Source organism: Massilia sp. 05N420, from assembly GCF_056397205.1.
Map to the genome: position 1 here is coordinate 18,541 of NZ_JBFTMX010000036.1, position 23,755 is coordinate 42,295.

Sequence of the window (23,755 nt, forward strand, 5' to 3'; positions counted from 1 at the left end):
TGCGCCGAGTGCGGCCCCCTGTTCGAGGGCATGCCCGGCTATCGGGCGCCGTTCTGGCTCCCCGGCGGCGACCTGCAGACGATCTACCCGGCCGTCTGCATCGCGAAGCCCGACGTCGCCTTCCGGCGTGAACGCTGGGATACGCCCTGCGGCCAGGATTTCATCGACGTCGATTTCGTCGACGGACAGCCGGGGGCGCCGTTCGTCATGCTGTTCCACGGCCTGGAAGGCTCGTCGAACAGTCATTACGCGCGCGCCCTGATGGCGGCTGTCCAGGCGCGCGGCTGGCATGGCGCGATCCCGCATTTCCGCGGCTGCTCCGGCGAAGCCAACCTGGCGCCGCGCTTCTATCACTCCGGCGACGCCGAAGAGCTCGACTGGATCATCCGCCGCCTGCGTCCGCGCTTCGACGGTCCCTTCTACGTGGCCGGCGTCTCGTTGGGCGGCAATGCCCTGCTGCGCTGGCTCGGTGAGCAGCAGCATGGCGCCGACATCGTCGATGCGGCCGTGTCCGTGTCGGCCCCGCTCGACCTGGCGGCCGGCGGCGCGGCGCTGTCGAGCGGTTTCAACCGCCTGTACACGCGCATGTTCCTGGAAACCCTGAAGCCCAAGGCGCTGGCCAAGCTGGAGCGCTTTCCCGGCCTGTTCGACCGCGCCGCCCTGCTCGCCTCACGCGACCTGTACAGCTTCGACAACGTCGTCACCGCGCCGCTGCACGGCTACCGCGACACCGACGACTACTGGCACCGCGCCAGCGCCAAGCACGTGCTGCACGACATCACCGTGCCGACCCTGGTGCTGAACGCGCGCAACGATCCTTTTTTGCCAGGCAAGCACCTGCCGGAAACGGCATCGCGCGCCGTCACGCTGGAATATCCGGAGACCGGCGGCCACGTCGGCTTCCCGGCCGGTCCTTTCCCCGGCCGCAAGGCCTGGCTGCCGCGCCGCATCCTGCACTTCTTCGACGAAGTGCGGGGACAGGCGCACGCGCGCGCCGGCGCCAGCACGACTATGCCAAGCTTGACCTCATGGACGACATCGTAAAACAGGCAATGGCCAAGTGGCCGAACGTGCCGCACTGCTATGGCTGGCTGGCACTTGACGCGCGCGGCGTCTGGCGCATGCGCGACGAAACCGCCCAGCGCGCCGAAGCGCCGGGCGACAAGCTGACCAATGCCGCCCTGGTCGGCTTCATCAACCGCAACTACCTGCATGACGAGCGCGGCTGCTGGTATTTCCAGAACGGCCCGCAGCGGGTCTATGTGAACCTGGAAGCCACGCCCTTCATCGCCCGCACCGATCCGGCCCAGGGCCTGGTCCTGCATACCGGCCAGGCGATGGCGGCGCCGGAACAGGTGTTCATGTTCGAGACCGGCAGCATCGCCTGGCGCGCCGGCGAACAGCTGGCCCAGCTCGACGACCGCGACGTGGCCCAGCTGCTGCAGGCGATGGAACTGGACGGCAAGCCGGTGGCGGACGAAGGATTGATGGCCTGGCTCGAAGGCGGCCCGGGCCGGCTGGCCCTGCGCTGGCAGGGCCGCGAGATCGCGGTGGAACGTGTGACGCTGGAAGAGGCGGCGCAGCGTTTCAGTTTCGTGCAGCGACCGGACCTCTTGATCGTTCAGAAATAATATTTCATTTTTGGCAGTAAAATGAAAGATTGTTTCATTGGCTGCGGCGCTGCTGCATCTTGCGTTCGAGCGTACTCATCGAGCCGATATCATCGCCGAAACCGGAGCGGGTATCGTTGCCGAAGCCGGGCGCGCTGCCCGAGCTGCTCTCGATCTTGAATGTCGGCTTGCCTTCCGCCAGGTTGTCGCGGTCTTTCTTTTCTTTCTTCTCGTCCTTCTGGCGCTGCTGCAGCTCGCGCTCGCGGGCGTCGATCACGGCCTGGTCGTAGAAGGACACGTCCTGGGCCTTGCGCGCCATGTTCAGCTGGTCGACCGCGGCCGGCACCGCGCCGGTCAGTACATAGGATTCTGCCAGCGCCATGTGCTGCAGCGCGATCTTGCCCTGGGCCGCATAGGTCTTGGCCAGCTGGTCGTAGAGCTTGGGCTCCTCGCGGTACTGCTGGACCTGGTCGCGGAGGAAAGTAGCCGCCTGGTCCAGCTTGCCGGAAGCGATCATCGCGTCGGCGTACTGTCGCGCCAGCATGCGCGACAGCGGGAACTTCTGGTGCGCCTGCTCGGCTTCCTGCACCGCCTGTGCCAGCACTTCCGGCGGCTGGCCCGGAGCCAGCTTGATCTCGGTGCCGAGGCTGGCGAACATGGCCGCGCCGTCCGAACTGGTGCGCTCGGCGGACAGCACGCCCGGCCGCGGCTTCATCGAAGCCTTCGCCTTGTCGAGCCAGCTCTGCGCCAGCTTCAGGTCGCCCTGCTTGAGCGCGAGGAAGGACAGGCCGTACATGGCGGCGGTCTGCTGCTGGGTGTTGTCCTGCCTGAGCTGGGTTTCGAACGCCCCCTTGCTGTCGTCGTAGCCCTTGGCGCTCGGATCCTGCAGCACGCGGGCGCGGGCGCGCACCAGGTGGAATTCGATGGAATCCGGGCGGATGTGGCCGGGCTTGGGCGCTTCGCGGATCCGGTTCTGGATGTCGGCGATGCGCTCGCCGGTCAGCGGGTGGCTCGACAGCCAGGCCGGCGCCTCGCCGTACAGGCGGGTCGTGCCCTGCAGGCGCTTGAAGAAGGACACCATGCCGGAAGTGTCGTAACCGGCCGCGCGCATGGTCTGGAAGCCGACACGGTCGGCCTCGCGCTCGGCGTCGCGGCTGAAATTCAGCTGGCGCTGGATGGCCAGGCCCTGCCCGCCCATCACCACGCCCATCGCCGCGTCGGCGCCGCCGCCGGCCTTGCCGACCAGCGCCGCCAGGATCAGCGCCGCCAGCGGCAACAGCGCATCCTGCTTCTGCTGTCCCAGCATGCGCGCGATGTGGCGCTGCTGCACGTGGCCGATCTCGTGCGACAGCACCGAGGCCAGCTCGGACTCGTTCTGCGCCGCGATCAGGAGCTGCGAATGCACGCCGATGAAGCCGCCGGGCAGCGCGAAGGCGTTGATCATCGGATCGCGCACGGCGAAGAAGAAGAAATCGGCATTCGTCTCGCCGCGCGCGCCGGGCGCGAAGGAGACCAGGTTCTCGCCGAAATTGTTCAGGTACTCGACGATGGCATCGTCATCGAGGTAGTCGCGGTCGCGCCGGATGTCGTTCATGATCTCCTCGCCAAGCTTGCGCTCGATGACGGGAGACAGGTCGGCGCGCGCGGAATCGCCGAGCGTCGGCAGGGTGGCGTCCGGGGTGCGCAGGACGGGCGTGGCTGGCACGGTCGGCGCCGCCAGCGCGAGGGTGGCGGTGGCGCCCAGACAGATGGCGCTCACGAGCGAGCGCCAGCGCAGGCGGCGCGAGGTGGTCATTCCTGATGGTGAAAGCTGCAACATCGCTGGATTCGGGGTCGATTTCACGGTGCTATCATACCTTCTTCCGGCCCATTGTCACCGCTGGACCATATTCCGCTTAACGTTCTCTTAATATTCGATTACAACAATATGTCCACCCAGGATTCGCCACTGACCCACTTCGACGCCACCGGCCAGGCCCATATGGTCGACGTCGGCGCCAAGCAGGAAACCCATCGCATCGCCGTGGCCGCCGGTACCATCCGCATGAAGCCGGAGACCCTGGAGCTGATCCGCTCCGGCTCTGCGAAAAAGGGCGACGTGCTGGGGATCGCGCGCATCGCGGCGATCATGGGGGCGAAGCGGACCAGCGACCTGGTGCCCTTGTGCCATCCGCTGGCCATCACGCGGGTGGCGGTGGATTTCGAAGTCGACGCTGCTGCGAATGCCGTTCACTGCCGCGCCCAGGTCGAAACCGTCGGCAAGACCGGGGTCGAGATGGAGGCGCTGACCGCCGTGCAGGTCGGGCTGTTGACGATTTATGACATGTGCAAGGCGGCCGATCGCGGCATGGTGATGACCAATGTGCGGGTGCTGGAGAAGCATGGCGGCAAGTCCGGCGACTGGACCGCGGCGGTGTAAGCCCCTACTTCGGCGAAAACGCCATGCACCAGCCATCCGGGCTGACCGGCCCGGCGACGATATTGCAGGTCCCGAGGGCTTGCCCGGCCGCCGGCGGAACGAAGGCCGTGCAGTTCGCGCAGTGCTTGCCCTCGTTCGGCCGGTCCTGGTAGTGAAAGTCCTCTTTTCGCGCCGTACCTGCGCGCGCCGCAGTACTCCCGCCGGCCAGCGGCAGCACCAGCAATACCGGCAGCGCGGACGCCATCGTCCCCAGCACGCGTCGGCGTGCCAATTGATACTCATCCATGATCGACTCCTCTCGAGGAAAGCGGGGGCTCAGAACAAGGGTTAGAACATGAACCATCCCAGCAGATAGACGGTGTCGTTGTCGGAAGCCTTGCGGCCGAAGCCGTCGTAGTTCGTCCTGGCGCCGTTGAACTTGTCGTAGTGCGTAAACTGGAGCATCAGGCGGATGTCCCGGCGCGGCAGGTAATTGAATTCCAGGATGGTGCCTGAACTGTTGGGACTGCCGTTCCCGCTGCCGGTGATTGCTTCGCCCGTGTTGTAGAGGCCGTTATCGGCCGTGCCGTGGATATTGAAGCGTCCCAGGTTGATGCCGTATTTCTTGTCGTAGTAATAGCTCGCCTTGGCCCGGAACGAGTCCAGCCTGTCGCTGCGGTTGCTGGCCGATGCATTGGGATTCCAGGTCTGCCATTCGCGCGTGTAGTCGAACTGCGCCGAGATCCGGTGCCGGTCCGTGATGTACTGGTATTGCGCATCGACGCCGATGTCGCGGAAGTGATCGGTCGGCCCCGTCAGCAGCTGGTTGTCGGGGAAGACCTTGGCGACCAGGCCATAGGTGCCGATCATCGCCGACTGCTTGCCGCCCTCCCATTCGTGCTGCAGCGCCAGCCGCCAGTAGGGGTTGTAGCCGTCCAGGGCTGCCGCGCTGGCCTTGTCGATGCCCAGCCTCAGCGGCGAGAACAAATGGTTGCTGGTGCGGTAGGCCGTGACTTCCGCATACAGCGTGTTCCGCCACAGGGCATAGACGCCGCCGCCGGCCACTTGCTGCCCCAGGTTTTCGATCAGGGGCGCGGCCGCGGGCACGTTCGCCGTCGGCGACGAGGCGTACGGAAAGCCCCAGGTGCTGGTCGTGTTGTAGACGTCCTGCACCTGCGGGTTGTTGTGCAGGGTGAAGCCGTAGAGCAGGTCGTCCTTGCCCAGGCTGAGGTGGTTCGCGTAGCGCAGGTCGACGTTGTCGATGCTGGCACGGTGTTCGACACCGTCGTAGGTCGCCTGCGAAAAGATGCCGACATGGTCGCTGAGCTTGCCGTTGAAGAAGAGGCTCACCTGCTGCAGCACGACGTCGCGGTCCATCGGAAAGTTCTGCCTGAAGCCGGCGTCGGCCTTGCTCGTGCTCGAATATCCCACCTGGAGCATGCCGGCCACCGGCAGGGTCAGCTTCTTGCCCAGCGTGTAGCCGTTCAGCTTGAACTGTCTGCCGGTAGGCGTGAGTTCGGGCCAGCTGAAGTGGCAGGTAAAGCAGTCCAGCCCGGTCTGGCGCGCGAAACTGGGAACCGCCTGGGCCGGCATCGCGCTGCATGCCAGCAGCGCGCCGGCAAGTACCGCACGCCACGGAATCTTGATGGAAGTTGTCATGACGATGCCCTCGCTGGGATTGACTCGAACCCCGCGCCTGTCATGTGCAGGCGCAGGAGGTGTCGGTTAATCCCGCCCGCGGGCAGCGGGGTTCAGACGGATAACTGATTCCCCATCATCCTTTCCACATGTTAAATTGCTTCTTTTCACAGAAGCACGAGGACAGGATGAAAGTACGTTTGCTTGCGCTGGCAGCCGCCGTTGCCGCGACCTTCGCCACGACCGCCGTCACCATGGCGCACGCCGCCGTGGCCGCGCCGCGCGGTTTCACGGTCGAGGACCTGGTGACGATGGAGCGCGTCGGCACGCCGGCGGTGTCGCCCGACGGCAGCCGCATCGTCTACACGGTACGCAGCACCGACATGGCGAAGAACAAGGGCCATACCGATCTGTACCTGGTCGACCTGCGCGCCGCGAACGCGAAGCCGCAGCGCCTGACCTCGGATGCCGCCAGCAGCACCGATCCGGAATGGTCGGCTCTAGGGGATGCGATCTATTTCCTGTCCGCCCGTTCGGGCTCGTCCCAGGTCTGGCGCATCTCGCTGGCGGGCGGCGATCCGGTCAAGGTGACCGACATGCCGGTCGACGTCGACGCCTACCGCGTCTCGCCGACGGGCGACCGCATCGCGCTCAGCATGTCGGTGTTCCGCGACTGCCCGGACCTGGCCTGCACCAAGGCCAAGGCCGACGCCAAGGAAAAGGACAAGGCCACCGGCATGGTCTACGACCGCCTGTTCGTGCGCCACTGGGATACCTGGGCCGACGGCCGCAACGCCGTGCTCTACTCGGCGCCGCTGGACGCCGGCGGCCGCGTGAACGGCGCACCTAGCAGTCTGTCCGGCTCGCTGGACGGCGACGTGCCCTCGAAGCCCTTCGGCGACCGCGAGGAATTCCATTTCAGCCCGGACGGCAAGACCGTCGTGTTCTCGGTGCGCATCGCCGGCAAGACCGAAGCCTGGTCGACCAACTTCGACCTGTATTCGGTGCCGGCCGGAGGCGGCACGCCGAAAAACCTGACCGCGGATAACAAGGCATGGGATACCAAGGGCGTGTTCTCGCCGGACGGCCGCACCCTCGCCTACCTGTCGATGACGCGTCCGGGCTTCGAAGCCGACCGCTACCACATCGTCCTGCTCGACCTGGCCAGCGGCAAGAAGCGCAACATCGCCGAGAGCTGGGACCGTTCGCCGGGCAGCATCCAGTGGACGCGCGACGGCAAGGCCCTGATCGCCGACGCCGAAGACATCGGCCAGCACAAGCTGTTTTCGATCGACGTCGCCAGCGGCAAGGTCACGCCGCTGACCAGCAAGGGCTCGATCGGCGGCTTCGACGTGCGCGCCGACACCATCGCCTTCACCCAGGCCAGCCTGGCGTCCGGCGCCCAGCTCTACGCCATGAAACTGGGCACCGACAATCCGGTCAAGCTGACCGACCTGAACACCGACAAGCTGGGCGACGTGCGCTGGGGCGAGTACGAGCAGTTCTCGTTCAAGGGCGCGAACGGCGACACCGTCCATGGCTACGTCATGAAGCCGTGGAACTATGAGCCGGGCAAGAAATACCCGATCGCCTTCCTGGTGCACGGCGGCCCGCAGGGCAGCTTCGGCAATGGCTGGAGCTACCGCTGGAACCCGCAGGTCTATGCCGGCGCCGGCTATGCGTCGGTGTTCATCGACTTCCACGGTTCGACCGGCTACGGCCAGAAGTTCACCGACGCCATCAGCGGCGACTGGGGCGGCAAGCCGCTCGAGGACCTGAAGAAGGGCCTGGCCGCAGCCGTGACGAAATATCCGTGGCTGGACCGCTCGAAAGCCTGCGCGCTGGGCGCCTCCTATGGCGGCTACATGATGAACTGGATCGAAGGTAACTGGTCGGACGGCTTCAAGTGCATCGTCAACCACGACGGCGTGTTCGACACCCGCGGCATGGCCTACTCGACCGAAGAGCAATGGTTCACCGACTGGGAAAACGGCGGCCCCTATTTCTCGGTGCCGGAAAAGCACGAGCGCTTCAACCCGGTCCTGCACGTGAACAAGTGGAAGACCCCGATGCTGGTGGTGCAAGGCGACAAGGACTTCCGCATCCCGACCGCCCAGGGCCTGTCGACCTTCACGGCCCTGCAGCGCCGTGGCATCGAGAGCAAGCTGCTGGTATTCCCGGACGAAAACCACTGGGTGCTGAAGCCGGCCAACTCGTTGCTGTGGCACCACACGGTCATCAACTGGCTGGACCAACACATCAAACCCTGAGCCCGCAGTCGGTCTTTCACCACATGCCCGCTTTCGCGCGGGCATTTTTTTTCATTTGCCATGCGAAAGGAATGACAAAGTGCTATCATGGCAACTTACCGGCGCTCCTGAATGTTTCTTGCGGCCGTCGGATATGCGAGCCAGAACCACGGAAAACCGACGATGAGCAGTATGCAGACAGAACGCGAACTCAAACCCCAGGAGTTCGGATTCGCGGCCTTGAACCTCCAGGTCGGCGTCCGGCTTCAATTCATTACCTACCGCCGCATCAAGCCGATGCAGTATTTCTCCACACTCATCGGCTGGATGATGGACGAGTACCTGATCGTCAAGATCCCGCAGGAGAACGGCGTCCCGGTCGGGCTGGTGGAAGGCGAGCGGATCACCATCCGCGTGTTCTCGGGCGTGAACGTGTGCTCCTTCGCCTGTACGGTCGCGCGCGTCTTCGACCGCCCCCTGCTCTACGTCCACCTGTCCTTCCCCGACACGATCCAGGGCACCAGCCTGCGCACGGCGATGCGGGTCAAGGTCGACATTCCGGCCCAGGTGCTGCCTGCGCATCCGGATGCGGCCCCGGTCGGCTGCACGCTCACCAATGTCAGCGTCAACGGCGCACGCATCGAGTCGAACTGCAGCCTGCCGGAAGACGGCGGCGAGATCGAACTGGAATTCGGCCTGACTTCGCCGATGGATGAGAAGGAAGTGCGGGTAAGGACACGCGCGGCGGTGCGCAACGTCAACGCGCTGCGCCGCGATTCGGACGCAACGGAGATCTTCGCCTACGGCGTGGAATTCCTGAAGCTGGATCCGATGCACTTCACCATGCTGCAGAACCTGACCTATGAGGTGCTGCTGGCGGACCGGCAGAAGATCGTCTAGAAGTAGCCGGCTTCCCACATGCGGGGCCAGTATGACCTCGGGTTGGCTGCCAGCTCCGGCGGCGTCAGTGGCTCGTGACGGGCATGCGTGGCGATGCTCGGCGCGACCGCGATTGCCATACCAGCGACTGCTGCAACTGCCAGGCCGGCAATCAGCCAGCGTAGCGGCATCGTGGCACGCGGCGCGAGCACTGCCTGCCGCGATTTAACCCAGCCGACGGCACAACCCAGGTACAGAACGATCGCCATCTGGCTCTGGGGCATGACGAGTACACCGGAGAAGAAACCATCCACGACGATTGCTGCGCCAGTCGCCAGCAAGGCGACCAGGATCTGCTGATTGCTCGAGTCTGACTCGGCGATGTGGGCGCCAGTGCGGACCAGGCCGCGTACGCCGATACCGATCGCTCCAAGCAGGCACGACAACGCCGGGATACCCCATTCAACGCCGATCTGCATGATGAAGTTATGTGGATGAGCACCGATACCCAGTGTCGCGCCGTAATGAGCGAAATGCTGAGGACCAATGCCGAGCCAGGGATGCGTGGCCATCAGTTGGCAAGACAAATGCCACAGCAGGTTGCGGCCCGATGTCGGGTCGGCAGCCGTGCGCTGCAGGACATTTGCGGCTGCGTCGAAAGGACGTAGACCGACCAGCATCGGCAGCAGAATGAATCCCAACAGATAGGCGATGCCGCCTGCCAGCGCGGCAAGCGCCATCGCCTTCAGGAAGCTAGAGGCCTGGGAGCGGCGAATTGCCGGCACGACCGCGCAGCCGGCGCCCAGAGCCAGGATGCTGGACCGTGCTTCGCTGACGAACAGCAGTGCCCACCAGAATGCCGCCAGCGCAAACCATACCCGGCGCAAAACGCTACGTGGGGGAGCTTGCAGGTAAAGAAGTACGATGAAGGGCAGCAGGACCGTCTGCGTATGGTTGAGAAATCGGATATTACTGAATCCAATCGCCAGATCCTGCATGTCGAGGTGGTTTGTGTTGGCAAGCGTTGCGGCATACATCAGCAGGACGCGCAGGGAGTAGAGGACGGAAATAGCGCCGATGCATTGCAGCGCAAGCAGGAGACCGCTGTTTCCGGCACGGCTCAGCCCCGCAGCGAGCAAGGCTACGGTTAGCAGCAAGAGCAGCAGCATCGACCACTCGTACAGGGCATGCGTCAGCGAGTAGGCATTCCATACCGAGACGGCGCCGAGGGCAAAAAATCCGACCAGGCACGCGCGCGCGATCGGATTCAGCCCGGCGATACCGTCCGCAGCTTCACTGCGCGTCATGATGAAGGCGGCCATGACGGCCAGTAGCCCGAGTTCGATGCAACGCTGGTCGTCGTGGCCAGAAGCCCACAAGAAACTGGCTGCCATGGCAGCGATGACGAGCAATGCCTGGCCGGTCCCGTTTGGCTTTGCGGCAATGCGGAGACCGATGGCGGAAGGTGCTGAGCTGGACATGGCGCCTCTGACTTGGACAGTTTCGGAACTGAAAAGGAAAAGCCGCCCGAAGGCGGCTTTGCGTGACTATTGCCGAGGATTACGAACCGATCGAATTCTTCTCGAAAGCAGCCTTCAGCGTGGGATTGGCGGTGATCGACGATGCATCGATCTTCCAAGTAACATTCGTCTCGTTCAGGGTCGGGGCGAAAGTCACGGTCTTGTCGCCGCTTTCGGTGCCTTTGCCGATGTTGTCCAGGGTCATGGTGATCACGCCGTTAGCGCCAACTGCGACGTTCTTGACTTCCTTGGTCGCGGTGAAGGTCGGGCCGCTGGTGCAGCCAGAAACACCACCTGCTTCCTGAGCGCACATCGCAACAGCGGTCTTGTACGGGTCAACAGCCGACAGGGCGTTAGCAGCCTTGGCCTTGGCGGTGTAATCGCTGTAAGCCGGGATCGCGACGGCTGCCAGGATACCGATGATCGCGACGACGATCATCAGTTCGATCAGGGTAAAGCCGCCTTCGGCTTTCTTCATCATTTTCGGTGCTTTCATGGTATCTCTCCAGTTTTGGTACGGCATTTAAAGGGTGACTGCTTATCCGGGTGCTGCTTGCTTCTGCCCTTTTCTATATGCAACTGCCGTGCCAGGTCGTTTCCATGCGAAATCGTTAGCATGCATACATCAAAACGCCGTGCCAGCACCAATTTTTGTCAGTATTACCCTTTCCGTATGACAATTTTTGTCATGGCCAGCGGCAAAATTTGTCCAGGTGTCGAAAATTGTCGCGTGCCTGCAAAAAAAACGGGGAGCCGAAGCTCCCCGTTTCCGTTCCGGCTGAAGAACTGGCGGATTACAGCATGGCCTTCAGCAGGCGAGCCATTTCCGACGGGTTCTTGGTGACCTTGATACCGCAGGCTTCCATGATTTCCAGCTTGGCTTGCGCGGTGTCGGCGCCGCCCGAGATCAGCGCGCCGGCGTGGCCCATGCGCTTGCCCGGAGGAGCGGTAACACCGGCGATGAAGCCGACGACCGGCTTCTTCATGTTGTCCTTGATCCAGTAAGCAGCGTTCGCCTCGTCCGGGCCGCCGATCTCGCCGATCATGATGACAGCGTCGGTATCCGGATCGTCGTTGAACATCTTCATCACGTCGATGTGCTTCAGACCGTTGATCGGGTCGCCACCGATGCCGACTGCCGACGACTGGCCCAGGCCCAGCGCGGTCAGCTGACCGACTGCTTCATAGGTCAGGGTGCCCGAACGCGAGACGACGCCGATGCGGCCCTTCTTGTGGATGTGACCCGGCATGATGCCGATCTTGATTTCGTCCGGGGTGATCAGACCCGGGCAGTTCGGGCCCAGCAGCAGGGTCTTCGAACCGGCCTTGGCCATGCGATCTTTGACTTCCATCATGTCGCGGACCGGGATGCCTTCGGTGATGCAGATTGCCAGGTCGAGTTCGGCTTCGACGGCTTCCCAGATCGCGGCGGCGGCGCCTGCCGGCGGCACGTAGATCACGGAAACGTTGGCGCCAGTGTTCTGCTTGGCTTCCTTGACGCTTGCGAAGATGGGGATACCCTCGAAGTCCTCACCGGCTTTCTTCGGGTTCACGCCGGCCACGAAGGCTTCACGGCCGTTCGCGTAGTCGCGGCACATGCGGGTGTGGAACTGGCCGGTCTTGCCGGTGATACCTTGGGTGATGACTTTGGTGTCTTTGTTAATCAGAATCGACATGTTATTTCCTTTGCGAATTAGGCTTGGCCAGCAGCGGCGGCAACGACCTGCTTCGCTGCGTCTTCCATGGTGTCGGCCGAGATGATCGGCAGGCCGGAATCGGCCAGCATCTTCTTGCCCAGGTCTTCGTTGGTGCCCTTCATGCGGACCACCAGCGGCACCTTCAGCGAGACGGCTTTCGATGCGGTGATCACGCCTTCGGCGATCACGTCGCAGCGCATGATGCCGCCGAAGATGTTGACCAGGATGGCTTTCAGGCCCGGGTTCTTCAGCATGATCTTGAATGCTTCGGTGACTTTCTCAGCCGTCGCACCGCCGCCCACGTCCAGGAAGTTGGCCGGCTCGCCGCCGAACAGCTTGATGGTGTCCATGGTGGCCATGGCCAGGCCGGCGCCGTTCACCAGGCAGCCGATGTTGCCGTCCAGCGAGATGTAGGCGAGGTCGAACTTCGATGCTTCGACTTCGGCCGGATCTTCTTCATCCAGGTCGCGGTAGGCGACGATTTCCGGGTGGCGGAACAGGGCGTTCGGGTCGAAGTTGAACTTGGCGTCCAGTGCGATGACCTTGCCGTCGCCGGTCACGATCATCGGGTTGATTTCGGCCAGCGAGCAATCGGTTTCCCAGTAGGCTTTGTACAGGCCTTGCAGGTTGGCGCGAGCGGCGGCGATCGAGCCTTCCGGCACGCCGATCTTGCGGGCGACGTCGTCAGCCTGCGCGTCGGTCAGGCCGACCGACGGCTCGATCACGACGTTGTGGATCTTTTCCGGGTGGCTGTGCGCGACTTCTTCGATGTCCATGCCGCCTTCCGACGAGGCCATCAGGACGATCTTCTGGGTGACGCGGTCGGTAACCAGCGAGACGTACAGTTCCTGCTTGATGTCGGCGCCTTCTTCGATCAGCAGGCGGCGGACTTTCTGACCTTCCGGGCCGGTCTGGTGGGTCACCAGCTGCATGCCCATGATCTGGTTCGCGTATTCACGGACCTGGTCGATCGACTTGGCGACCTTGACGCCGCCGCCCTTGCCGCGGCCGCCAGCATGGATCTGCGCCTTGACTACCCAGACCGGGCCGCCCAGCTCTTCAGCTGCCTTGACGGCTTCGTCCACCGACATGCACGGAATGCCGCGCGGAACGGTCACTCCGAATTTTCGGAGGATCTCTTTGCCCTGATACTCATGGATTTTCATGCTGGCTTCCCTTCTTCTGTTACTGATTTAGAAATGCGGTTGAATAAATAGAGGCTACAAAAACCGGAATACTACCCCGACACCACCTTCAAGGCCCAGCGCGGGTAGTACTTGGCGACGGCAGGACCGTCGGTGCGCAGCGCATGACAGCGGTCGAGTTCATAAGGACGCTCGGCCGATTGCGCGGCTTCGCGGTTTTCCATGGCGTCGTCGGCAAAGGCCTGGATTGCCGCAGTGGGCAGGACCTGTGCCAGTTCGGTCAAATGGGTGCATCCGAGGACGCCGGACAGGCGGTCTTTCAGGTGCAGCCGGAAATGTTTCAGCAGCGACAAGCCAATCAATTTCTTGTAGGCGAGAGCGATGGTGTCGCAATAACCGGGATAGGGTACGGCATCTGACGAAGCTTCGGCGTCCGTGATGACCATCTCGTGGTCGATGGTCACGCGCAGCCTCAGATCGTGCACAGGCACGCCTCCCGGGCGGGGGCCGGAAGGCAGGTCGATATCGTGGGTCTTGATGTCGCGGATGCAGGCGTCGAGGTCCCACAGCCCATCGTCGCGCGCGAACGCTTCAACGGTGATGGCGCGCGTGTGCCTTAGCTTACGCGGTGCGGGGGATGACAGGGGCATAAACACCAATGCCGGAATGCGGCGAAAAAAGTATGCAGCCGTTGTGCCTGATGCACGTTGCCGCAGCTTCTACGGCAACAACCGCTCTTGCGGCGCTGCTTAAACCATGAAAGTTTAGCACAGGGCGCCAGCGGATGCACCCGGCTGCCATTTTGACAGGCAGTTTGACAACACCGAAGTGCAAGCGCACAGCGTCAATCCGCCGTTGAGGAGGAGCCGCGGGCGGCACGTCGGCGGGTGGCGCTGTGCGCTTGCGCCTCAGCGTTGAAGCGTCGGGCCAAACCGAGGGTCACGATTCCTCGTCGTCCTCGTCTCGTCCCTGCATTGCGCTGCGGATCGCGCTCTGCGAAAAACCACGCGCCATGAGGAAGCGCATCTGTTTACTACGATCTTCAGCATCCTGCGGAACCCGGTTGAACTTGCGGCGCCACACTTCGCGGGCGCGGGCAATTTCGGTTTCCTTCAGGCCGGACTTGAGCTCGTCGAGTTCTTCGCCCTTCACGCCGTGCTGCTGGAGTTCCGCCAGCACGCGGCTGTTGCCGTAGCGGCCGGCACGGCGGTGCACCAGCGACTCGGCGAACCTTTCCTGCGACAGCCAGTTGTTCTTTTCGAGGAAATCGAGGAGGGCTTCGACGTCGTCCCCCTCCTCGGCATAGCGAGACAGCTTGCGCCCCAGCTCGATCCGGCTGTGCTCGCGCGTCGACAGATACTTCAACGCACGAGCCTTGAGACTCAGGACCTGTTTCACTGAGACGCTATCGAAGATTACTCTTCGCCGACAGCGGTCAGCTCGGCCGCACCGGCGCCGTCACCGGCAGCGACCGGCGCCAGTTCGCGCACGCCCAGGGCGGCGCGGACCTTGTTTTCGATCTCGCGGGCCAGGGCCGGGCGCTCGCGCAGGTAGATACGCGCATTGTCTTTACCTTGACCGATGCGTTCGCCACCGTAGCTGTACCAGGAGCCCGACTTCTCGACGATCTTGTTATCCACGCCCAGGTCGATGATCTCGCCTTCGCGGGAAGTGCCTTCGCCATACAGGATGTCGAAGTGGGCTTCCTTGAACGGAGGAGCGATCTTGTTCTTGACGACCTTGACCTTGGTTTCGTTACCGATCACCTCGTCGCCGGCCTTGATCGAACCGGTACGTCGGATGTCCAGACGCACGGAGGCGTAGAACTTCAACGCGTTACCGCCGGTCGTGGTTTCCGGGCTGCCGAACATGACGCCGATCTTCATACGGATCTGGTTAATGAAGATCACCAGGGTGTTCGTACGGTTGATCGACGCGGTCAGCTTGCGCAGCGCCTGCGACATCAGACGGGCTTGCAGGCCCGGCAGCGAATCACCCATGTCGCCTTCGATCTCGGCGCGCGGGGTCAGTGCCGCCACCGAGTCGATGACCACCATGTCGACGCTGCCCGAACGCACCAGCGCATCGGTGATTTCCAGCGCCTGCTCGCCGGTGTCCGGCTGCGAGATCAGCAGTTCGTCCAGCTTGATGCCCAGCTTCTGCGCATAGGTGACGTCCAGCGCGTGCTCGGCGTCGATGAAGGCGCAGGTGCCGCCCATTTTCTGCATCTGGGCAATGGTTTGCAGGGTCAGCGTGGTTTTACCCGACGACTCCGGACCATAGATCTCGACGATACGGCCGCGCGGCAGGCCACCGACGCCCAGTGCGATGTCCAGGCCCAGCGAGCCGGTGGACACGGTTTGCACTTCCTCGACCGGCGCATTGGTGTCCATGCGCATGACCGAGCCCTTGCCGAATTGCTTTTCGATCTGCGCGAGGGCTGCTGCCAGCGCCTTGCCCTTCTCTGCTGCGTTTACTGCGGATTTTTTATCGTCCATGATTTACTTTCAGTCCTAGAGTGAACCAAGATAGGGACCGCTCGCGCGATTTCAATAGGAAGTACTGTATAAAATCCCAGTGGTTTTGGCAAGCGATATTTACCGCCATTTGATCAATTCGACATGTTGCGAGATATCAAACACAATATGCGGGTAAGCTAGGCTCAAACGACAAAACCAGGGGGAGATCATGCGTATTTTACTAGCGGAGGATGATAGCGTACTTGCCGATGGCCTGACGCGCTCCCTGCGCCAGTCCGGCTACGCGATCGACTGCGTGAAGAACGGGCAGGATGCCGACACCGCACTGTCGACCCAGGAATTCGACCTGCTGATCCTCGATCTCGGCCTGCCGAAGCTGTCCGGGCTCGACGTGCTGCGCCGCCTGCGCGCGCGCGGTTCGCTGCTGCCGGTGCTGATCCTCACCGCCGCCGACTCGATCGAGCAGCGCGTGGGCGGCCTCGACGCCGGCGCCGACGACTACATGGCCAAGCCCTTCGCCCTCTCCGAGCTGGAGGCGCGGGTGCGCGCCCTGACCCGGCGCGGCCAGGGCGGCGGCTCGACCGTGATCCGCCACGGCCCGCTGGTGTACGACCAGGTCGGGCGCAGCGCCTACATCGACGACCAGATGCTGGACCTGTCGGCGCGCGAGCTGGGCCTGCTCGAGATCCTGCTGGCGCGCACCGGCCGCCTGGTGTCCAAGGAACAGCTGGTCGACCACCTGTGCGAATGGGGCGAGGAAGTGTCGAACAACGCCATCGAAGTCTACGTGCACCGCCTGCGCAAGAAGATCGAGACCGGCGGCATCCGCATCGCCACCGTGCGCGGCCTGGGCTACTGCCTGGAGCGCTATTCCGACAGCGCACGCAAGGCGCAGGCCGCCGGCAGCGGCAAGTAAGGCGGCGGGCAAGGCCGGCACATGAGGTCCCTCAAGCGGCGCGGCGCCGGCATCATCGCGCCCGAACCCGGCCCCGGTTCGACCTTCGATCCCGTGTATGTTCCTCCGCGGCCCGAGCCCGAGGAGAGCATGCAGCATTCGCTGTTCGGCGAGATCCTCGACTGGATGCTGGCCCCGCTGCTGTTGCTGTGGCCGATGAGCATCGCCATCACCTACCTGGTCGCGAAATCGATCGCCAACCAGCCCTTCGACCATGCGCTCGAAGACAGCGTCACCGTGCTGGCCCAGCAGGTCAAGGAAGTGGACGGCAAGGTGGTGGCGCGCCTGCCCGGCAGCGCGCGCGACTTCCTGCGTGCCGACGACATCGACAGCGTCTACTTCCAGATCACGGGACCGCGCAACGAAGTCGTCGACGGCGACCGCGAATTGCCGCTGCCGCCGCCGGATGACGCCGAGCGCAGCGGCCGCGTGCACTTCCGCAACGAGAGCCTGCACGGCACCCCGGTGCGGGTCGCCTATGCCTGGGTCAACCTGCAACCCCTGCTCGATCCGGGAACGGGCGGCAGCGGCGAACCGCGCCTGGCCCTGGTGCAGGTGGCGGAGACGCTGGAAAAGCGCGCCCAGCTCGCCAACGAGATCATCAAGGGCGTGATTCTGCCCCAGTTCATCATCCTGCCGGTGATCCTGGCCCTGGTCTGGTTCGCGCTGTCGCGCGGCCTGTCGCCGCTGGCCCAGCTGCAGGAACGGATCCGCGCGCGGCCACCGGACGACCTGTCGCCGATCGATTCGCGCCAGGTGCCGGAAGAGATCTCGCCGCTGGTGGGTTCGCTGAACGACATGCTGGCGCGCCTGGCGCACACCATCGACGCCCAGAAGCGCTTCATCGCCGACGCCGCGCACCAGATGAAGACCCCGCTGGCCGGCATGCGCATGCAGTCGGAACTCGCCCTGCGCCAGATCGATCCGGACGAGATCCACCGCTCACTGGAGCAGCTGGCCAAGAGTTCGGAATCGGCGACGCGCCTGGTCAATCAATTATTGGCGCTGGCGCGCGCGGAAAACCAGCCGCATGCCGGCCTGGCGCTGGAGCCGCTCGACCTCGCGCTTCTGGCGCGCAGCGTGGTGCTGGACTGGGTGCCGGCCTCCTTCGCCCACGAGATCGATCTCGGCTACGAAGACCCGGACGGACCGCTGGAGATCCTGGGGGACGGCATGATGCTGCGCGAGCTGCTGTCGAACCTGATCGACAATGCGCTGCGCTACACCCCGCCGGGCGGCAGCGTCACCGTCCGCGTGCGCAGCGACGGCGGCCTGGCCCTGCTGGAAGTCGAGGACACCGGCCCGGGCATCGCGCCGGGCGAGCGTCCGCGCGTGTTCGAGCGCTTCTACCGCATCCTCGGCAACAGCGCCTCCGGCTCCGGCCTCGGCCTGGCAATCGTGCGCGAGATCGCGCAGCAGCACGGCGCCGAGATCGAGATCTTCTACAACCCGCGCAGCACCAGCAAGAAATACCCGGGCAGCCTGTTCCGGCTGACCTTCCCGCCACCACCCGCCCCACCCGATCCCGATGCAGACTGACAGCGTTCTCCCTCCTTCCCCGCCGCCGCGCGAGCGCATCCTCGCCGCGCGCGCCCTGCACTGGTCGCGTGCGCGCAGGCTGACCCTGGTCCTGCTGGCGCTATGGCTGGCGACCGGCTTCGGCACCGTGTTCTTCGCGCGCGACCTGGCGCACATGTCGGTGTTCGGCTGGCCGCTGTCCTTCTACCTGGCGGCCCAGGGCGCGACGCTGATCTACCTGGCCATCATCGGCGTCTATGCCTGGCGCATGCGGATCCTCGACCGCGAGTTCGCACGCATGCTCGGGGACGGCGCGTGAACATGGGCGGCAAAAACAAGCATCGCAGCTACTTCCAGCGCCTGGCGCGCTACTACCTGTGGTTCACGGCCTGCCTCGGCCTGTTCCTGGCGGCGCTGGCGATCCTCGAAAACGAAGGCATGCCGCGCCAGTGGATCGGCTACCTGTACATGTTCGCCACCATCGTGCTGTACGCGATCATCGGCGTGGTGGCGCGCACCTCGAACGTCTCCGAATACTACGTGGCCGGACGGCGGGTGCCGGCCCTGTTCAACGGCATGGCGACCGCCGCCGACTGGATCTCGGCGGCCAGCTTCATCAGCCTGGCCGGCACGCTCTACCTGCACGGCTTCGACGCCCTCGCCTACGTGATGGGCTGGACCGGCGGCTACTGCCTGGTGGCGCTGCTGATCGCGCCCTACCTGCGCAAGTTCGCGCAATACACGGTGCCGGACTTCCTGGCCGCGCGCTACGGCGGCAGCAGCAGGCACGGCAAGCTGGTGCGGGCGCTGGCGGTAGCCGCCACCATCGTGGTCTCCTTCATCTACGTGGTGGCGCAGATCTACGCCGTCGGCCTGATCGCCTCGCGCTTCACCGGCGTCGACTTTTCGGTCGGAATCTTCCTCGGGCTGGCGTCCATTCTCGTTTGCTCGTTCCTCGGCGGGATGCGGGCCATCACCTGGACCCAGGTCGCGCAGTACATCATCATCCTGGTCGCCTTCCTGATCCCGACCATGTGGTTGTCGATGAAATTCGCCGGCAACCCGGTGCCGCAGGTCGCCTACGGCTCGGTGCTGACCAAGCTGGCCAAGCGCGAGGCCCAGCTGGCGGTCGACCCGCGCGAGCAGGAAGTGCGGGCCGCCTTCAAGGCCAAGGCCGACGAATACGGCGCCAGGCTGGCGGCCCTGCCGCAATCGTGGGAAGCGGGCAGGGTCGAAGTCCAGCGCCGGCTCGACGCCGCGCGCGGCCGCAACGCCTCGCTGGGCGAAGTCCGCAACGCCGAGCGCGAACTGATCGCCTACCCGCGCACCGCCGACGAAGCCGCCCACGTATGGGCCGAGCAGCGCGCCGCCAACCTCGCGCGCGCCCAGCCGCCCGAACCGCATGCGGAGCCCTTCCCCGGCAAGACCCGCGAAGAATCCGACCAGCGCCGCAACAACTTCCTGGCGCTGGTGTTCTGCCTGATGTTCGGCACCGCGGCCCTGCCCCACATCCTGATGCGCGCCTACACCACGCCCTCGGTGCACGAGACCCGGGTATCGGTGTTCTGGACCCTGTTCTTCATCCTGCTGATCTACCTGACGATGCCGGCGCTGGCGGTGCTGGCCAAGTTCGACATCTACACCTCCCTGGTCGGCAGCAGTTACGACACGCTGCCGACCTGGGTCTCCTACTGGGCCAACGTCGACAAGACCAATCCCCTGATCAGCATCGCCGACATCAACGGCGACGGCATCGTGCAGCTGGCCGAGATCGCGATCGACGGCGACGTCCTGACCCTGGCCACACCGGAGATCGGCGGCTTGCCCTACGTGATCTCGGGCCTGGTCGCGGCGGGCGGCCTGGCGGCGGCCCTCTCCACCGCCGACGGCCTGCTGCTGGCGATCTCGAACGCGCTGTCGCACGACATCTACTTCAAGATGGTCGACCCGGGCGCCTCGACCCAGAAGCGGGTCACGATCTCGAAACTGCTGCTGCTGGCGGTGGCCTTCATCGCCGCCTACGTCGCCTCGCAGAAGCCGGCCGACATCCTGTCGCTGGTCGGCGCGGCCTTCTCGCTGGCCGGCTCGACCCTGTTCCCGGCGCTGGTGGCGGGCGTGTTCTGGAAGCGCGCCAACCACCAGGGCGCGATCGCCGGCATGCTGGCGGGATTCCTGGTCTGCGTCTACTACATGCTGCACACCAACCCGATCCTGGGCGGGAACGCGGACAGCACCTGGTTCCACATCGCGCCGATCTCGGCCGGCGTGTTCGGGGTGCCGGCCGGGCTGGCGGTGCTGGCCGTGGTCAGCCTGCTGACGCCGCCGCCGCCGCGCGAAAGCACCGGGCTGGTCGAGTACATCCGGGCGCCGGAGGAGGCTTGATTCTGTAGCAGAACGGCAACATTCTCAAAAATGTTGCCTGAAAGAATAGTCCGACTGATATCCTTTTCGTATCGTGGCGGCCCGCTCCGCCGCTTTCGTCAAGGATCCTCATGCATTTTCAGTTTATCCCCTGCCGCCGCGCCGCGCTGGCACTGCTGTTGACGCTGTCCCTGCAATGTGCCGCATCGACCAGCGCAGCAGAGGCGCCGGCGCCGGCCCCGGCCTCCGCCGCGCAGCTGCCACTTGCGGCTTTTTTCGACAACTCCAGCTTCGGGGGCGCGCTGCTTTCTCCCAGCGGGCGTTACCTGGCCGCACGCGCCAGTGCGCCCGGACGGCGAGTGCTGCTGGGCGTAGTCGACCTGCAAGCCAATACGATCAAAGTCGTGGCGGCCTACAGCGATGCCGACATCGGCCACGTGGCCTGGGTCAACGACGAGCGCCTGGCCTTCGACGTGACGGAAAGCGACGTCGCGCCGGGCGACCAGTTCCTCGGTGCCGGCCTGTATGCGGTCAACCGCGACGGCTCCAACCTGCGCCAACTGGCCGACCGGCGCGGGCAGAACTTCGTGACCGAGGCTACCGGCCTCGCGGCGCGAAAGCTGCTGCCGTGGTATACCTTCCTGATGCGGCAGACCGGCGCCCAGGATTCGGACTCCATCTACGTCACCAGCCCGGACCTGCAAAACCAGAGGGATGGCGTGGCCCCCAATGTCAAGCTGCTCTCCCTGAATACACTGACCGGCAAGACCATATCCGTGAGCAGCCCTGGCCATGTCACCAGCTGGATGCTCGACCATCAAGGCAAGCCACGCCTGGCGGTCGGCCAGAAGAACGGCCTCACCGTCATCTATTACCTCGACCCGGCCACCGATGAATGGCGCACGCTGGTCAGCTACAACGCCTATGCACGGGGCCAGGACGCCATCTCGCCGGAAGGCTTCGGACCGGATGGCACGCTCTACGTGAGCGCGCGCGGCGGCCAGGACACACTGTCGCTGTATGCCTTCGACTACAAGACCGGCAAGATCGCCCCCGAGCCACTGGTCAAGACCAAGGGTTACGATTTCAACGGCAACCTGCTCGGCAATCGCGCCAGGCTCCTGGGCGTACGCTATGAAACCGACGCCTGGGGCACCGTCTGGTTCGACCCGGCCATGACGACGCTGCAGGAAAAAGTCGACAAACTGCTGCCTGCCACCGTGAACGTGATTTCGGTGGCCGCCACAGCCGACGCGCCGTGGGTGCTGGTGCGTTCGTACTCGGGCGTGCAGCCCTCCGTCTTCATGCTGTACAACCTGCAGACCGGGAAGCTCAACAAGGTCGGCGAAGCCCGTCCCGGCATCGATCCGCGCCGCATGGCGAGACAGGATGCGTTCCGCTACAAGGCGCGCGACGGCATGGAGATCCCGGCCCTGCTGACCCTCCCCGCCGGCACGCCGAAGGGAGCGAAACTGCCGATGGTGGTGCTGGTGCATGGCGGACCCTATGTGCGCGGCACGGCCTGGGGTTGGAGCGGGCAGACGCAATTCCTGGCCTCGCGCGGCTATGCCGTGCTGGAGCCGGAGTTCCGCGGTTCAACCGGCTACGGTGCGAAACACTTCACGGCCGGTTGGAAACAATGGGGCCTCAAGATGCAGGACGATATCGCCGACGGCACGCGCTGGGCCATCGCGCAAGGCATCGCCGATCCGAAGCGCATCTGCATCGCCGGCGCCAGCTACGGCGGCTACGCCACCCTGATGGGACTGATCAACGATCCGGACCTGTACCGCTGCGGCATCGACTGGGTCGGCGTCACCGACATCCAACTGCTGTACGACGGCCACTGGAGCTTCAAGTCCGACATGAGCGACGAGTGGAAGGAATTCGGCATGCCGGAACTGGTCGGCGACCCGGTCAAGGATGCCGCGCAATTGACGGCAACCTCGCCGCTGCGCCAGGCCGCGCGCCTGCGCCAGCCGCTGCTGATGGCCTATGGCGGCGTCGACCATCGGGTGCCGATGTACCACGGTCGCAAGTTCTACGATGCCGTCACCAGCACCAACAAGCAGGTCGAATGGATCGAGTACCAGGAAGAAGGTCACGGCTGGTCGCTGCCGAAGAACCGCATCGACTTCTGGGGTCGGGTCGAGAACTTCCTCGACAAGAATATCGGCAAGGATGCCGTGATCCAGTAAAGCAAAACGGGCGCCGCGGCGCCCGTTTCACATGCGTTCAGGAAGGATCAGACGACGATGGTCTGGGCTTCGCCCTCGTTGCGGGCGCGGATCTCGCCGATGCGGTAGACGGTCTCGCCGTCCGCCGCTAGTCGTGCCATGGCGGCGTCGGCGTTTTCCTTCGACACGATCACGGTCATGCCGATGCCGCAGTTGAACACCCGGTGCATCTCGGCGTCGGCCACGCCGCCATGCTGCTGCAGCCACTGGAACAGCGGCGGCAGGGTCCAGGACTTGCTGTCCAGCACGGCGGTCAGGCCATCCTGCAGCACGCGCGGGATGTTCTCGACCAGGCCACCGCCGGTGATGTGCACCAGGCCCTTCACTTCCATCGTCTGCATCAGCGCCAGCAGCGGCTTGACGTAGAGGCGGGTCGGCGCCATCAGGACATCGGCCAGCTTGCGGCCGTGGAAGTCGGCTTCCAGGTCCGGCTTGGCGACTTCGATGATCTTGCGCACCAGCGAATAGCCGTTCGAGTGGATGCCCGAGGAAGCCAGGCCCAGCACGACGTCGCCGGCGGCGATCTTGCTGCCGTCGATGATCTGCGATTTTTCCACGGCGCCGACGGCGAAGCCGGCCAGGTCGTATTCGCCGTCCGGGTACATGCCCGGCATCTCGGCGGTTTCGCCGCCCAGCAGGGCGCAGCCGGACTGTTCGCAGCCCAGGGCGATGCCCTTGACGACGGCGGTGGCGGTGGCGACGTCCAGCTTGCCGCAGGCAAAGTAGTCGAGGAAGAACAGCGGCTCGGCGCCCTGCACCAGGATGTCGTTGACGCTCATGGCGACCAGGTCGATGCCGACCGTGTCGTGGCGGTTCAGCTCGAAAGCGAGCCTGAGCTTGGTGCCGACGCCGTCGGTACCGGACACGAGAACGGGCTCCTTGTACTTCTTGCTGATCTCGAACAGTCCGCCGAAGCCGCCAATGCCGCCAAGGACGCCTTCGCGCATGGTGCGCTTGGCAAACGGTTTGATCGCTTCGACCAGGGCATCGCCGGCATCGATATCGACACCGGCATCGCGGTAGGAGAGAGAAACATTAGACGGTTGGCTCATGATATTTGGCAGCAGA

Annotated in this window: 21 protein-coding genes; 10 read left to right on the top strand and 11 right to left on the bottom strand. The window is 64.4% G+C overall.

What is annotated here, in order from left to right; all coding sequences use genetic code 11:
- Positions 1-30 precede the first annotated feature (30 nt).
- Positions 31-1,044, top strand: coding sequence for a YheT family hydrolase (locus AC1DIX_RS20540; RefSeq protein ID WP_477327005.1), 1,014 nt, complete (start codon positions 31-33; stop codon positions 1,042-1,044).
- On the top strand, positions 1,029-1,631 hold the full coding sequence (locus AC1DIX_RS20545) for a DUF2946 family protein (RefSeq protein ID WP_477326959.1): 603 nt from the start codon (positions 1,029-1,031) through the stop codon (positions 1,629-1,631). Before AC1DIX_RS20540 ends, AC1DIX_RS20545 begins: the two co-directional genes overlap by 16 nt.
- Positions 1,632-1,665: 34 nt before the next feature.
- Here AC1DIX_RS20545 and AC1DIX_RS20550 read toward each other — a convergent pair whose 3' ends face one another.
- Positions 1,666-3,405, bottom strand: a complete 1,740-nt coding sequence (locus AC1DIX_RS20550) for a M48 family metalloprotease (RefSeq protein WP_477326961.1) — start codon at positions 3,403-3,405, stop codon at positions 1,666-1,668.
- A 132-nt stretch (positions 3,406-3,537) separates the two neighbouring features.
- On the opposite strand from AC1DIX_RS20550, the gene moaC reads away from it, so the two are divergent.
- The gene (moaC, locus tag AC1DIX_RS20555; protein WP_442124282.1) at positions 3,538-4,029 is read left to right on the top strand and encodes a cyclic pyranopterin monophosphate synthase MoaC; all 492 of its coding nucleotides are present in this window, start codon (positions 3,538-3,540) and stop codon (positions 4,027-4,029) included.
- Between the two features lie 4 nt (positions 4,030-4,033).
- On the opposite strand, the gene AC1DIX_RS20560 is transcribed toward moaC, so the two are convergent.
- Positions 4,034-4,315: a high-potential iron-sulfur protein gene (locus AC1DIX_RS20560; RefSeq protein WP_477254031.1), complete on the bottom strand. Its 282-nt coding sequence runs from the start codon at positions 4,313-4,315 to the stop codon at positions 4,034-4,036.
- Positions 4,316-4,356: 41 nt separating this feature from the next.
- The gene (locus tag AC1DIX_RS20565; protein WP_477326963.1) at positions 4,357-5,667 is read right to left on the bottom strand and encodes a cytochrome C; all 1,311 of its coding nucleotides are present in this window, start codon (positions 5,665-5,667) and stop codon (positions 4,357-4,359) included.
- Between the two features lie 167 nt (positions 5,668-5,834).
- Between AC1DIX_RS20565 and AC1DIX_RS20570 the strand changes: the two genes are divergently transcribed.
- Together AC1DIX_RS20570 and AC1DIX_RS20575 are read left to right on the top strand one after the other, a co-directional pair.
- A complete protein-coding gene (locus AC1DIX_RS20570; RefSeq protein WP_477326965.1) occupies positions 5,835-7,916 on the top strand; it encodes a S9 family peptidase in 2,082 nt (693 codons plus the stop codon).
- Positions 7,917-8,087: 171 nt separating this feature from the next.
- Positions 8,088-8,795, top strand: a complete 708-nt coding sequence (locus tag AC1DIX_RS20575) for a flagellar brake protein (protein WP_477326967.1) — start codon at positions 8,088-8,090, stop codon at positions 8,793-8,795.
- Here the strand turns inward: AC1DIX_RS20575 and AC1DIX_RS20580 are convergent.
- The 7 genes from AC1DIX_RS20580 to recA all read right to left on the bottom strand — a co-directional run bounded on the left by AC1DIX_RS20580 (position 8,792) and on the right by recA (position 15,634).
- Positions 8,792-10,255 (bottom strand): O-antigen ligase family protein, encoded by a 1,464-nt coding sequence (locus tag AC1DIX_RS20580; RefSeq protein WP_477326969.1) that lies wholly within the window; start codon positions 10,253-10,255, stop codon positions 8,792-8,794. The two genes, AC1DIX_RS20575 and AC1DIX_RS20580, sit on opposite strands and share 4 nt — an antisense overlap.
- A gap of 79 nt (positions 10,256-10,334) precedes the next feature.
- Positions 10,335-10,790 carry a pilin gene (locus AC1DIX_RS20585; protein WP_477326971.1) on the bottom strand — a complete coding sequence of 152 codons (456 nt, stop codon included), beginning with the start codon at positions 10,788-10,790 and terminating at the stop codon, positions 10,335-10,337.
- Between the two features lie 298 nt (positions 10,791-11,088).
- Positions 11,089-11,970 carry a succinate--CoA ligase subunit alpha gene (gene sucD / locus AC1DIX_RS20590; protein WP_052234039.1) on the bottom strand — a complete coding sequence of 294 codons (882 nt, stop codon included), beginning with the start codon at positions 11,968-11,970 and terminating at the stop codon, positions 11,089-11,091.
- Between the two features lie 17 nt (positions 11,971-11,987).
- Positions 11,988-13,157, bottom strand: coding sequence for an ADP-forming succinate--CoA ligase subunit beta (gene sucC / locus AC1DIX_RS20595; RefSeq protein ID WP_477326973.1), 1,170 nt, complete (start codon positions 13,155-13,157; stop codon positions 11,988-11,990).
- 71 nt (positions 13,158-13,228) lie between these two features.
- Positions 13,229-13,786 carry a DUF2889 domain-containing protein gene (locus tag AC1DIX_RS20600; RefSeq protein ID WP_477326975.1) on the bottom strand — a complete coding sequence of 186 codons (558 nt, stop codon included), beginning with the start codon at positions 13,784-13,786 and terminating at the stop codon, positions 13,229-13,231.
- A gap of 289 nt (positions 13,787-14,075) precedes the next feature.
- A complete protein-coding gene (gene recX, locus AC1DIX_RS20605; protein WP_442124272.1) occupies positions 14,076-14,534 on the bottom strand; it encodes a recombination regulator RecX in 459 nt (152 codons plus the stop codon).
- A gap of 17 nt (positions 14,535-14,551) precedes the next feature.
- Positions 14,552-15,634, bottom strand: a complete 1,083-nt coding sequence (recA, locus tag AC1DIX_RS20610; protein WP_442124271.1) for a recombinase RecA — start codon at positions 15,632-15,634, stop codon at positions 14,552-14,554.
- Between the two features lie 190 nt (positions 15,635-15,824).
- Here recA and AC1DIX_RS20615 point away from each other — a divergent pair, with 190 nt between their 5' ends.
- From AC1DIX_RS20615 to AC1DIX_RS20635, 5 genes are all read left to right on the top strand, one after another.
- On the top strand, positions 15,825-16,532 hold the full coding sequence (locus tag AC1DIX_RS20615; protein WP_442124270.1) for a response regulator: 708 nt from the start codon (positions 15,825-15,827) through the stop codon (positions 16,530-16,532).
- A 21-nt stretch (positions 16,533-16,553) separates the two neighbouring features.
- Positions 16,554-18,110 carry a sensor histidine kinase gene (locus AC1DIX_RS20620; protein ID WP_477326977.1) on the top strand — a complete coding sequence of 519 codons (1,557 nt, stop codon included), beginning with the start codon at positions 16,554-16,556 and terminating at the stop codon, positions 18,108-18,110.
- Positions 18,100-18,408 carry a DUF4212 domain-containing protein gene (locus tag AC1DIX_RS20625; RefSeq protein ID WP_477326979.1) on the top strand — a complete coding sequence of 103 codons (309 nt, stop codon included), beginning with the start codon at positions 18,100-18,102 and terminating at the stop codon, positions 18,406-18,408. The genes AC1DIX_RS20620 and AC1DIX_RS20625 overlap by 11 nt, the downstream gene beginning before the upstream one ends.
- Positions 18,409-18,410: 2 nt before the next feature.
- Positions 18,411-20,471 carry a sodium:solute symporter family protein gene (locus tag AC1DIX_RS20630; RefSeq protein WP_477326981.1) on the top strand — a complete coding sequence of 687 codons (2,061 nt, stop codon included), beginning with the start codon at positions 18,411-18,413 and terminating at the stop codon, positions 20,469-20,471.
- A gap of 110 nt (positions 20,472-20,581) precedes the next feature.
- On the top strand, positions 20,582-22,648 hold the full coding sequence (locus AC1DIX_RS20635; protein ID WP_477326983.1) for an alpha/beta hydrolase family protein: 2,067 nt from the start codon (positions 20,582-20,584) through the stop codon (positions 22,646-22,648).
- A gap of 47 nt (positions 22,649-22,695) precedes the next feature.
- Here the strand turns inward: AC1DIX_RS20635 and purM are convergent, their stop codons facing one another.
- Positions 22,696-23,739 carry a phosphoribosylformylglycinamidine cyclo-ligase gene (gene purM / locus AC1DIX_RS20640; protein WP_477326985.1) on the bottom strand — a complete coding sequence of 348 codons (1,044 nt, stop codon included), beginning with the start codon at positions 23,737-23,739 and terminating at the stop codon, positions 22,696-22,698.
- Between the last annotated feature and the right edge of the window lie 16 nt (positions 23,740-23,755).